This window comes from Petrocella sp. (assembly GCF_059865615.1).
In genome coordinates this window covers 60,297-73,110 of the sequence record NZ_JCBCDA010000102.1, presented here as the reverse complement: position 1 = coordinate 73,110, position 12,814 = coordinate 60,297, and the positions used below count along the sequence as shown (strand labels likewise).

General features: G+C 36.3%; 13 protein-coding genes. 2 read left to right on the top strand and 11 right to left on the bottom strand.

The genetic code is table 11. From position 1 onward, the window contains the following. Positions 1–116 precede the first annotated feature (116 nt). The gene (locus AC6F8J_RS11010; protein WP_500723372.1) at positions 117–995 is read left to right on the top strand and encodes a LysR substrate-binding domain-containing protein; all 879 of its coding nucleotides are present in this window, start codon (positions 117–119) and stop codon (positions 993–995) included. A 149-nt stretch (positions 996–1,144) separates the two neighbouring features. Further along, the gene (locus AC6F8J_RS11005; protein ID WP_500723371.1) at positions 1,145–1,642 is read left to right on the top strand and encodes a hypothetical protein; all 498 of its coding nucleotides are present in this window, start codon (positions 1,145–1,147) and stop codon (positions 1,640–1,642) included. Positions 1,643–1,695: 53 nt separating this feature from the next. Here the strand turns inward: AC6F8J_RS11005 and amrA are convergent, their stop codons facing one another. The 11 genes from amrA to AC6F8J_RS10950 form a co-directional block, all read right to left on the bottom strand. After that, on the bottom strand, positions 1,696–3,123 hold the full coding sequence (gene amrA / locus AC6F8J_RS11000) for an AmmeMemoRadiSam system protein A (protein ID WP_500723369.1): 1,428 nt from the start codon (positions 3,121–3,123) through the stop codon (positions 1,696–1,698). Beyond that, entirely contained in the window at positions 3,124–3,972 is an 849-nt protein-coding gene (gene amrS / locus AC6F8J_RS10995) for an AmmeMemoRadiSam system radical SAM enzyme (protein WP_500723367.1), read from the bottom strand. 29 nt (positions 3,973–4,001) lie between these two features. Further along, positions 4,002–5,231, bottom strand: coding sequence for an FAD-dependent oxidoreductase (locus tag AC6F8J_RS10990; RefSeq protein ID WP_500723366.1), 1,230 nt, complete (start codon positions 5,229–5,231; stop codon positions 4,002–4,004). A 154-nt stretch (positions 5,232–5,385) separates the two neighbouring features. Continuing rightward, positions 5,386–6,063: an FCD domain-containing protein gene (locus AC6F8J_RS10985; RefSeq protein WP_500723364.1), complete on the bottom strand. Its 678-nt coding sequence runs from the start codon at positions 6,061–6,063 to the stop codon at positions 5,386–5,388. Positions 6,064–6,125: 62 nt separating this feature from the next. Then, entirely contained in the window at positions 6,126–7,148 is a 1,023-nt protein-coding gene (locus AC6F8J_RS10980; RefSeq protein WP_500723362.1) for a PfkB family carbohydrate kinase, read from the bottom strand. 37 nt (positions 7,149–7,185) lie between these two features. Next, positions 7,186–7,830 (bottom strand): bifunctional 2-keto-4-hydroxyglutarate aldolase/2-keto-3-deoxy-6-phosphogluconate aldolase, encoded by a 645-nt coding sequence (locus tag AC6F8J_RS10975; RefSeq protein WP_500723361.1) that lies wholly within the window; start codon positions 7,828–7,830, stop codon positions 7,186–7,188. 135 nt (positions 7,831–7,965) lie between these two features. Beyond that, entirely contained in the window at positions 7,966–8,976 is a 1,011-nt protein-coding gene (locus AC6F8J_RS10970) for a diguanylate cyclase domain-containing protein (protein WP_500723360.1), read from the bottom strand. Between the two features lie 31 nt (positions 8,977–9,007). Then, entirely contained in the window at positions 9,008–9,652 is a 645-nt protein-coding gene (fsa, locus tag AC6F8J_RS10965; protein ID WP_500723358.1) for a fructose-6-phosphate aldolase, read from the bottom strand. Positions 9,653–9,897: 245 nt separating this feature from the next. Next, positions 9,898–11,088 (bottom strand): BREX system ATP-binding domain-containing protein, encoded by a 1,191-nt coding sequence (locus tag AC6F8J_RS10960; RefSeq protein ID WP_500723356.1) that lies wholly within the window; start codon positions 11,086–11,088, stop codon positions 9,898–9,900. A gap of 8 nt (positions 11,089–11,096) precedes the next feature. Beyond that, entirely contained in the window at positions 11,097–11,741 is a 645-nt protein-coding gene (locus tag AC6F8J_RS10955) for a YigZ family protein (RefSeq protein WP_500723354.1), read from the bottom strand. Further along, positions 11,742–12,695 (bottom strand): 1-phosphofructokinase family hexose kinase, encoded by a 954-nt coding sequence (locus tag AC6F8J_RS10950; protein WP_500723352.1) that lies wholly within the window; start codon positions 12,693–12,695, stop codon positions 11,742–11,744. It abuts the gene before it with no gap. Positions 12,696–12,814 lie beyond the last annotated feature (119 nt).

Genomic DNA, 12,814 nt, shown 5'->3' with positions numbered 1-12,814 from the left:
GTCTATTTAAATCTTTCAAAAGTATTCATTGCTTATCATTTACTTATTCAGCTTATCATGATACTATTGAGTAGTAAAATTAATAATATTAATAGCTACTATAAGGGGTGCTTATTATGAATGTTAATCTAGAGCTTTATAGAGTCTTTTATTATGTGGCCAAACATTTAAGCTTTTCTGCTGCCTCTCAGGTATTATATCTTTCACAATCTGCTGTCAGTCAAAGCATTAAGCAACTTGAAAACAAATTGAACACACACCTATTTAATAGAAGTACTAAGCAAGTTACTTTAACGCCTCAAGGCATAAAATTAATGGAATATATTGAACCAGCTCTTCATTTAATTGCCGGTGGTGAGGCATACTTAAAAGAAACCATGACTTTAGATCGTGGCCAGTTGCATATTGGGGCCAGTGACACTATTTGCAAATACTATCTTTTGGATTATTTTAAAAAATTTCATCATTTATACCCCGGTGTAGAAATACGGGTTACCAACCGTACTTCCTTACAATGCGTCGAACTTCTAAAAAAGGGGCTAGTTGATCTCATTGTAACCAACCTTCCAAATCCTTCCATAAGTGATGATATGCAAGTTATGTCGGTTTTAGACTTCCAAGATGTTTTTATTGCCAGTAATAAATACAATATTGGTTCAGAAGCACATACACTTCAGTCCTTATCTGAATACCCTATTCTAATGCTTGCCAAACAAACCACTACCAGTAACTATTTATATCAACTTTTTGAGTCTGAGGGTCTAAGTATAACGCCTTCCGTGGAGCTTGGGAGCATTGATCTGCTAATTGATTTAACCGGTATTGATCTTGGTATCTCTTTTGTGCCGGATTTTTGTATGAAAAATCGACCGAACTTTCGCATACTAAAAACATGTAAGCCGATTCCAAGAAGACAATTGGGTGTTGTCATCCCTGAAAAACGTCCCTTGTCTGAAGCCTCAAAAAAATTCATTGCGCTACTATCCAAATTCTAATAATATAGATTTGGTTATAATATCAAGTCTGAGTTTTATAGTTTTGACTCTTTAACTATTTTTAGATTCCTATAATCCGATTTTAATACTTCAGTGGTATGATAATAAAGAGTCAAGAACATTGCTTACAATTAAGGAGTCAATTATATATGAAGAATAATAAATCAGCAGGGATACTATTAATACTATTTGGCTCTCTTTATCTGGTTCTTCAGATACTTAGCCAATTGAATATCTTAGTCATAAATTTTTGGAATCTTTGGCCTCTAACCACCATTGCTATTGGTATTGCCTTTGAAGCCATTTATTATGGGACAAAAAAATATCCGGGATTTTTGATTCCCGGAGGTGTTTTTACTTCCATAGGTTTGCTTCATCTTTTTGAAGTGATTACCCATTGGCAATTCTCACTCTATACTTGGCCTATTTATGTTCTATCTATATCCATTGGCTTTTTTCACTATCATATGGCCACTCAAGAGCAATGGTCCAAGGTCATCGGTATTATCTTCTTAACACTTTTTGCGCTAAACATTTTTATTGTTACTACAATTCTCTTAGATGAGTTGATTAGCTTCAACTTTGTATTTTCAATTATCATCATTATTGTTGGTCTTCTGCTTATTCGAAGAACACAACCTTATTAATAAGAAAAAAATATACAGTGAAGCTTGATTTTACCTTCAACTATAAATGTTTGTTATATATGTCTTTCCACTTCAAACCTATATAAAGTAAAGCCGCCTTTTTTCATTATGCCGGCTTTCTTTTTGGCAATCTCCACTTGTTGATCTACGTTCTCTATCCCTTCAAGATTTGGTAATAACAAGCCTCTTTTATAACCGTCTTCAACAATGACACCATACTTTTCTACGTCTAAATCCTCTTTAGATACTATTTTTTCAGGCGGGTACAGTCGGTCGACTTTTATCTCTAAAGTCATCAGTTCCCATGCTTCAATAGGATTAAATCTAGGGTCACTCGAACATGCACCGATTGCATTATATATGATTTCCTCTAACAAGTCTTCAAAGACAGGTTCAATGGTACCTATGCACCCTCTTAGGCTACCCTCTTTATGTATGGATACAAAAACACCTGACTTTTGATTCATCAGTTCATAGATTGTGCCTCCATCAACATAGGCGGTAAAAGCTTCTCTGCTTATTTTTTTTCCTGTTTTAACATAATGCTCAATCGTACCTCTGGCAATCTTTACAAAACCATCTTCTGACTTTTTCCTATCTTCATAGGCCTTCATCGCTTCTTCGCTTAATTGTACCTTCTTTGATTTAACCAAGGTTGTAAAATCATTGGCTAAATAGCCTGTCAGATAACCTACTCCAAAAGGTCCTTCATAGCTCTTTACTTCACTGTGATAATCATAACCATCCATAATACCAAAGCCCATAAGAAATGAATTCAAACCACATTGTGCCGCATCTGAAATATCTTTTGGTGAAAGGTTTAATAATATTTCCGGTGACTTATTCTCAATCGCTTTTACAACCAAAGCATCAAAAAATTTTCCATAAGGATTATAAGTATAAGGTCCATCATCTGTCAAAGCATGAGATAAATCCCCACTACATATAACAACAATCGATTCGTTGAAGCATCTTATAACATCTTTCATGGTGACGCCATAGTTGTAATGATCAAGTGCACTCATTCCACAAGGTGTCACATGTACCAGCTGGTACCCATCATATACTTCATCTATAAAGTACAAAGGTACAAGAGCGCCATGATCAATCTCTACTTGAGTACCATAACTTTTCGCCATTTCTTTATCCAGTAAAAGGGACACTAAATCATTTTCTTCCCAAGCCATTTGTATCAAATGGGTTAATGGTAGATTAATCTTTTTTGACATGGCCACGTCAGAAACACCAAAGCTTTTTAAATCTCCATGAACATAAGGCGTACCCAGCATACAGATACCATTACTAAAACTATGACCGTGTGGGGTAATCATAACAATGGTTTCAGGTTTGATTTTTTTGATTTTTTGAGCTACCCATCGATAGCCTTCTAATGTCTTACCCATAATTCTTTCTCTACCTTGTCCAACCTCCGGAATGGCTATGGGTGGGTGAGGTAAAAAAAACACATCTATAGATTGCATCTAATCACCTACATTTCCTAAATATACATGAGTAAAATACTGTCTTGCTACCTTTTGCATTTGTAACATAAGGTCTATGTTGGTCGCTGGCAAGTCATATTCATAAACAGGAAAGTAACGGGATATATGGATTGGCATATCACCCACTTCGGATAATAGCCATGCTAAGAATCGACTCATTTCTTGTAGATTGTCATTAAGTCCCGGTACAATCAACATGGTCAATTCTACATGCACCATCGCTTTGGCTCTTTTTATAGTTTCTATAACCGGCTTAAGACGACCACCACACATATCCAACATTTTTTGGTCATCATATGTTTTAACATCTATGTTCATGGCATCTATATATGGTAACAACTTTAGCAAAGGTGCTTCATTGATATATCCATTGGTGACGAGTACATTAGCAATCCCTTTTAAATGAGCTGCCTTAGCTGTTTCGTATACCATTTCATAGAAAACTGTCGGCTCGTTATAAGTATATGCGATTGCTTCCAAATCATTAGCAATGGCTTGAGCCACAATGGCTTCCGGTGTCATTGTAATAACCCTTGGCTTCTCTTGGCTAATTCTGTAATTCTGGCAAAAGGGACATTTAAGATTACAACCGTAACTACCAACCGACAAGATTTGAGTACCTTGTCTCCAATGGGCTAAAGGTTTCTTTTCTATAGGGTCAATCTGTATACCGGATACCTCACCAAAGTTCAGGGCTATCAGTTTGCCATCACGATAAATCCTTGTTTGACATATGCCTAGATGATCAGGTTTAATGATACAGCTATTTGGACACAGCTGACAAATAGCCCATTCTTCAAACGTATTATAAAACATTGCCTCTTTCATAAATGCCTCCCCTGTACCTTCAACTCTTTTTAATTCGTCAATAAAATCCCAAGCAATTCGTCCGGAGATGATTTCTTTTTCATAGCTTCCACGATCAATTTTGTTTTGCTGTTGTCACCAATAATCACAGAGCCAATTAAACCTTGATGCTTGAAAAATAGTTTTTTGTAGATTCCATTTGCTAAGTCTTCAAAGCCCAAAACAGCAATATCATTACCGTCCTCATAATTAACATGTCCAATAGAAAAAACATTCATATTCAAACCGTTAAATGTATTAGAGGGTATAAAATCCTTATAAGTTAATCTATCCCCAACTGCGTTAGCACCTGCCACATTTCCTTGTTCCATAGCTTCCGGCCAAATGCCATAGTTTTTTTCTGAGAACTGAGCAACATCACCGGCTGCAAAGATGTATGGATTACTTGTCTGCATATGTTTATCAACAATAATGCTTCGATCATATTCCAATCCTGCTTCTTCTGCCAGATAACCTTCCGACACAATACCAGCAGATATAATTACCAAATCTGCCGGTATCTTACGTCCATCCATTAATTGGACATATTCTGCCTTGTGATGCCCAATAATCATCGATACTGCATTTCCTTTTACAAGCTGTATCCCTTGCTTTAAAATACCATCTTCAAAAATATGAGCACCTTTTTCATCAATCTGTCTTGGTAACAATCTATTGGCGAGTTCAACTACCGTTATATCAAGCCCCAATGATTTTAATTGATCGGCCGCTTCAAGACCTAAAAGACCACCACCGATAATCACGGCTTTTGAACATTTTTCTGCATATTCCTTGATTTTATCCGCATCACCTATATTTCTCAGAGTGAATACGCCTTCATAATCTGCATTTTTTATCGGTGGTATAAAGCTTCTACTACCAAGCGCCAAAATCAATTTGTCATAGGTCATCGTCTCACCCTGAGCTGTTTCAAGGGTCTTATCCTCTAGATTGATTTTTGTGACATTCACGCCTAATTTCAAATCTATATCTTGATCTTCATACCATTTATGTTTATGGATATAGATTTTTTTCAAGACTTCATCTTGTGCTATATACTCTGATAGTAAGGGTTTATAGTATATGACCTGCTCTTCTCTATCGAGTATTGTCACCCTTATCTCTTGATTTCTTTTACGAATAGCTTTTGCTGCAGATATGCCTGCAGCACCATTTCCTATAATAATAATTTTTTCATTGCTTTTTATTTCTGATTTATCTACTTGTTCTACTTTTTTCATAATATAATAAGTCCTCCTTGTTTTAGACGCGTTTATCAACTGATAATCATTTTCTATTAACTGATAATATTGTAACACGTAATGTATTGAATTTCTACAGCATTTTAAAAGACCTTGTCAGATTTCTAACAAGGCCTTTATAGGAAGTTTTATATTACTTATAGCCTTTAAAACCTTGAAGCCCATATAGGATATGGTCTTGCATTGCCTTTTTGGCTTTTTGAGGATTTCTTTGTTTTATGTAATCAACAATTTTTTCATGCTGGCGTAATACTTCTTCAGCAGATTCAGGGTTGTCCTTCGTTTTCAAATACCCTCCGACAATGCCTTCATTAATAAGAGGTACAATCCTATTCATAATAATGTTATGACTGGCGTCAGCAATGGCTGTATGGAAGGCAATATCTGCTTCTGTATGATTCTCACCAGATTTAATTTGTTCTGAGACGATATCATAAGTTTGGAAAATCTTATCAAAATCAGATGGTCTACCTCTTTGTATAGCTAGCTTTGTCATCTCAGGTTCAAGCAACAATCTTATTTCAAAAAGATCCATAAGAAGTCGATCCTCATTAATAAAGTCCATACCCAAAGGGTCTTTTGTTAAGCCCGGCTTATCGGATACATATGTACCTTTACCTCTTCTAATCTCTAGTATATTCGTTGATACCAGTATTTTGATTGCTTCTCTTATGGTAGAACGACTTACATTCACCATCTGCGTCATTTCTATCTCATTGGGTAATTTGTCACCGGGATGATAATCCTTATCCAAGATCATTTGCTTTATACTTTCTGCAACTCTTTGTGAGAGTATCGATTTATCATACATTTTTAGACCTCCAAGATTTCTTCATACTGATACTATATAAAAACTGGATATCTGTCAATGTTTTATCGTTCAACCCTACCTGAGCCGTCACCACCACTTAAGCGTAAGACTTCATCAATCGTAGCATGATTGAAGTCACCTGCTATGGTATGTTTCAAAGCTGAGGCTGAGACTGCAAATTCCAACGCCTTTTCTTGATCTTCATAAGTCATTAACCCATATATCAAGCCTCCGGCAAAGGAATCACCGCCTCCGACTCTATCTACAATTCTAATATCATAATGTTTGGACTGGTAGAATGTCTGACCATTATAGATCAATGCAGACCAACCATTGTCAGAAGCAGAATGACTTTCTCTTAAAGTCGTTACCACATATTTAAAATCAAAAGTCTCTTGCATCTGTTTGAAGATACTTTTGTACCCTTCTATCTCAAGTTCACCACTGGTTACATCTGTCTCACCCGGCTTAAAACCTAGTACCTTTTCTGCATCTTCTTCATTACCTATACACACATCCACATAGGTCATAAGTTCTGTCATACAGGCTTTGGCTTCTTCCGGTGTCCATAGTTTTTTACGGTAATTCAAATCAACAGATACTGTTACACCATGACGTTTTGCTGCTTGCAAGGCTTTTAAAGTTATTTCTCTCGCTTCTAAAGATATGGCTGGTGTTATTCCGGAGAAGTGAAACCAGTCCGCGCCTTTAAATATCAAATCAAAATCAAACTCTTCAGCCTTTGCTTCAGCTATAGCTGAGTGAGCCCTATCATAAACAACATTAGATGCACGCATAGATGCACCATGCTCAAGATAATATATACCTATCCTTTCTCCACCTCTAAGCACATGGTCTGTATGGACACCATATTTTCTAAGCTCATTAACCGCACTTTGTCCAATTGGATTGTCCGGAAGTTTTGATACAAAGTACGCATCCAAACCATAATTGGCCAATGACACTGCCACATTTGCCTCGCCACCACCATACACGATATCAAATTGGTTGGCTTGAAGAAAACGTTGATGTTCCGGTGGTGACAGTCTTAACATAATTTCTCCTAAGGTTACTACTTTTTTCATATTCATTTCCTTTCCGATCTTGGTTAAAGTGTTGAATCTAGGATTGTCTTGCCATTTTTACGGCTTCAACAAATTTACTTGCCATTTCTGTTACGGCTGCATAGTCTCCAGTCGCTGCGCCTTTTGTTAAAACACTACCAATACCAACTGCAACAGCTCCGTTTTTAATCCATTGATCCACATTAGAAAGATCCACACCACCTGTGGGCATATAGTTTCCTTGTGGTAGTGGTCCTTTAAAAGCAGATATTATAGAAGGTCCAAAAGCATTTCCTGGAAATACTTTTAATATATCAACACCCAACTCAAGCGCTTCAACAGCCTCTTTAGGTGTCATAATACCCGGCATTACCGGAATACCATAACGGTGACACATTTTTACCAGCTCAACTTCAAAACATGGGCTGACAATATATTTTGCACCAGCCAAAATACACGCTCTTGCCGTTTCAGAATCAAGAACTGTACCCGCACCAATAATAACATCTTCATCTTTATAGATTTCTGCCAGTTCCTTTATAATATCTAATGCTCCCGGTACTGTCATCGTTATTTCAAGTGCTTTGATACCTCCAGCTTTTATTGCTTCAATTGTCTTAAGACCTTGTTCTTTTGATTCTGCTCGAATAACCGCTACCACACCGCTTTCTACCATTGCATTTACTATCTCATATTTCTTCATAAAATTCCTTTCCTATGCATTGTCTGTTGTCTGACATCTTATGTCAATTATATGACCCGTTAAGACTTTTGTCAAGTTCGTCTTTTTTTTTGCGCATAAAAAAAAGAGCCAAGCAAAAAAGCCTGGATCCTCCCCTTATGTAACCGTCGATAAAGCCACTTCATATTTTTTTCTAAAATCTTCACCATGTCGCCTATCCATATAATAACAACTGTTACTAAATGTTTTGGCATATTTTTTTACCTCTGCGCAAATATCAGCAATCACTTCATACCGTGTCGTTTCCGGATGTTCAATAAGACGTACACCCGCAAGACTGATGGTCATAATCGGATACTTTTGAATAGCATTGAGCCGATCCTTTGAAATAATATAACCAGATACTTTGTCTTCTTCACAATAATGTTGCCTTATTTTCTGATCAAAATTATAAATAATATTTTTAGCTATTTCCTTCGCTTCATCAGCCGGTGCAACGAAAACAAAATCATCTCCACCAATATGACCTAGGAAGGTATCCCCTAAGGCTTCACTTAATGCCGATGCAATTACCCCACCTGTAAATTTAATGATTTCGTCGCCACGCCCAAAACCATATTTGTCATTATAGGACTTGAAATTATCTAAATCCGCATAAACCACGACATCGTCTTTCCTGTTTTTTAACGCATTAGTTATATACCTGCTAATCGCCATATTACCTGGTAAACCAGTATTAGGATTCATTTCTTTTGCATAATGGGCCTTTTCTTCTAATAGAAGTAAAGAATGGTAGATCTTAATGTAATTGTTGATTTTTGCTGTAACCAGATGCTCGCTAATTGGCTTAATCATAAAATCAATTGCACCGAGTTCTAAAGCTAGACAAGGCTCAACATTTTCTGTAATCTCTGCCACCAATACCACTGGGATTCTTTCCGTTTTGTAGAAAGATTTTAAAGTTCTTAGTAAATCATATCCTGATACCCCATCCATTTCCGCATCCAAGATAATTAAATCCGGGTGATGACTGGATACTAAAGAAAAAACCTCTCTAGGATCATGGTTTCGTATGATGTTAAAAGCACTTAAATCGTGCTTGCTAATACATGAACGTAAAGTCCTTTTTTCCGTAATTAGAATTGTAGGTTTTCTATTATCGTTCATGGCATCACACCTTTCAAAGTTCTCTACTTAACTAGCTTGGTACGCTTTCCCAGTCCTTCAAAAATCTTTCAATCCCAGCATCCGTTAATGGATGTATTAAGGCTTTTTTAATAACATCATATGGAATAGTTGCTATATGCGCACCTGCTTTTGCTGCTTGCATGATATGTAGGGGGCCTCTGATGCTTGCTGCTATAATTTCTGTATCCAGACCATGAATGTCAAAGATTTGTACAATGTCTTCAATGAGTATCATACCATCTTGTGATATGTCATCCACCCGTCCCACAAAAGGACTGACATAGGTTGCACCTGCTCTTGCTGCCATCAGCGCTTGGTTTGCAGAGAATATTAGTGTTACATTAGTTTTTATGTTTTCTTTGGAGAACTGGCTAACCGCTTTTAGACCTTCTAAAGTAATAGGTACTTTAATGACAATGTTAGGATGTATTTTTGCTAATTCTCTACCTTCTTCAATCATACCCTCTGCCTTTAAGCTGATGACTTCCGCACTAATGGGCCCGTCTACAATAGTGACGATCTCATGAACCACATCCTTGAATTTTTTGCCTTCTCTGGCAATCAAAGACGGATTGGTTGTCACGCCCGATAAAATACCTAAGGCATTTGCTTCTCTTATTTCATTGACGTTTGCTGTATCTATAAATATCTTCATATTACACCTCTAGCTCTCTATAAATTGATGGTTTATTTTAGTTATATTATGAATTGTAGTATCATAACTCACAATTAAACTTTTACTATCTTTAATTATAAGGTTAAGGTGTCAAAACTATATAGTTGAACTTTTGCATACAATATATAGTTATGAATGCATCAACGTAATCTATATATTGTATGTAAATTTAGTGAAACTTAGTTTTGATCCTTTAACCATTATAAACATTATTTCAAAGTTTTTCAACCTTTATTGCTGACTTTGATGGCTTTAAATATTGGAAGGTTTGGGTTGTCTAACATCAAGTCTAAAAGCTCCAAAACTTTTTTCAGAAAAATACGTACGTTTATAGTACTTCCTTCTATTGTCTTTGAAGCCTCAAGTTTGGCAAGATTTGCTATACTCATGGCATTTACTACATACTCATAAGCATAGCTTTTTGAATGTAACTCTACCATCTTAATTGCCAGAGCTTCATAATCTTCTCCGTTTAATGCTTGAATCTGCAGTATAGGCTGTCTAATATTTGTAAGACTCGAAGGACCTTGCAAACTGCTTCCTATTCTCTGATTAAGTGCCTTATAACTTTTGACACCCTTGTCTTCGTCATCAAAAAACTCATCTGTACCTGCAAAAACAAAACCTGCATGATCCAATAAACCGGCTCCGGCTGAATCTATTAATTGACGAATATTAGTATATGCTTTAAGCCTAGTATCCACTCTTTGTTGCATAATGATTTCTGCTTCATCAAAAGTAATGATTAATCCTTTATAACCCAATAAATGAATGAGCTTAGAAAAACCACTCAATATATCAAGTGCATTATCTCCATCTATAGAACCTTTGACATTTAACCTTCGCTTAAGCTGATAAGCTATGTTTTTATCGCCTTTTATCCATGATGCAGCTATGGTTGAAAGTTCATAGTCTCTACTAATCAATGCTCTAATGTATATTAATAGTACACTAGAAAAAGAGCTGTTATAATCACTTAAAGCTTTAATCACATTGTAAATATTCTGCGATGCCTTCCTAGCATCCCCGCTGGACTTTAGCCCCTCTATCCATTTTTCAAATATCATTTCAAAACTAGTACTTGTTTCTTCTTCTGTCCTCACCAATAGATGATTCATAATGTTAGCATAAACACCTTCAAGCTTTGAAAAGCCAAAACCACTGTGTATCGGTACATTGGCTATAATAAAGCCTTGATCGAGTGCTTTTTCAGTCAAATATTTCATCATAAAGGTTTTACCTGAACCATAGGCACCTCGAATAAATTTAACCCTGCCTTCGCCCTCTTTAACACTAAGTATGAAGTCTCCTAGCTCACTTTTTTCCCGGTCTCTTCCCACCATAAAATCATCAATACTTGTTCCGGGTATGACACCCATCCGAAGCGCATTTAGAACCTTATCCACTTCTTTCATAATGTCTCCTACTCCTCATACATTTTTCCTCGTTCTATGAATCCAATAACTTCCCCTAGTTTTTTTATTATACTTTGGCCATTGGTCAATTCAACTAAGGCAAGGCGCAAGTCATTTTCATTGGTTGTGTATAACTCGTAGTGAACCTCTTCTTCATATTGCGTATCTTTTACAACAATCGCTTCTTTTTGAATATAATAGTCCAACTTTCCTGCATATGTGTAAGGCACTGTTATCTTGAATAGACTATAAGTATCTTTACTTATGATTGCTACTTGATCAAGGGCTGTTTGCAGTGTTTTTGTATAGGCTCTAACAAGACCGCCTGTACCAAGCTTCACACCACCAAAATAACGGGTTACCACTGCCACTACATTTACCAATTCTTTGCTTCTTAACAAGTCTAGCATCGGCATACCCGCAGTTTGCGTAGGTTCACCATCATCACTGTACTTTTCAACCAATTGTGTTCCATTAATTCTGTAGGCATAACAATTATGATTGGCATCCCTATGTTGTTTGCTGATTGTCGTTATAATGTTTTTTGCTTCTTCTTCGGAAGTTGCCGTAAGAATGTGGCCGACAAATCTAGATTTATGCTCGACCAATTCCTTGCTTGCTTCTTGCCTAATTGTTTTATATACTTTTAGCATTTATATATCCTCAAAGTGATATTTACCTTTACTATAGTATTCTATGATTTTGCATTTGTTCATGTTAGCATCAATTTCTTTACGGGTACAAATGTTAGGATAAGTTTTGTCATTAATGGCACAAGCAATACCACTTACTAGCTTTACCATACGTTCAAATTCGTATTTTCTTTTTATACCGATGACCGCACCACCGGCTATGGCTTCTTTTACCCAATCTGTATCTTTTGTAGCCATACCCTCTAGTTTACCCTTACATATTTTATTACGAGATACACCTATAACCCCTTCTTCAGTAGGATAAAAAGCGTAATGAATCTTTTGTGTAATAAGGAATAAATGTAGCTGCTTAACTCGATGTTCTTCATCTCCAAATATGCCAAGTGCTTCCATCTGTCCATCATCCACAACCCACGCATAAGGTTTTTTAACTACGAACTTCTCAACATCATTACCTTCAACGGACAGAACCACGCGTTTTCCTTCTTTTTTTACCAAATCCATTGTATCAATCATGATGGACATAGCCATACTGTCTAGGGTATCTCCATTAATCAATATGATATCGGCATCCTTCATTTGTCCAATTAATTTATGTTTAAAGTTTTTTGCGTCGTCTTGGGTCAATTGATGAGAGTGGTCAATGAATCTTGTATCCGGTTGTCCTTTCATCCTAATAAGAAAAATAGATTCCATTTCTTTATCTTTTAGAACAAAGTTTGATTTGATTCGATTCTTATCTAAAAAATTCTTAATATAGCGTCCACCAATACCACCAGCAAAACCCATAACATAGGGATCTCCTTGTAAAAGACGCATGATGTAAGCAGAATACACACTGCTTCGCCCAATCATCAACTGATAGTCTAAGACGCTATGCTCCTCGCCTATAGCCAATTGATCAACTGTTATTCTTTTTTCTATACCTGGATTCAGTGCTATGGTAATAATCATATATCCTCCTACCGACCTTTTTACAACCGGCTCATCTTTCCAATCATTTACTGCATATTATGTTCATTATACGTTAGGTATCCCTTCATATCAAGCGTTAGCACTAAAAGTTATAAGAA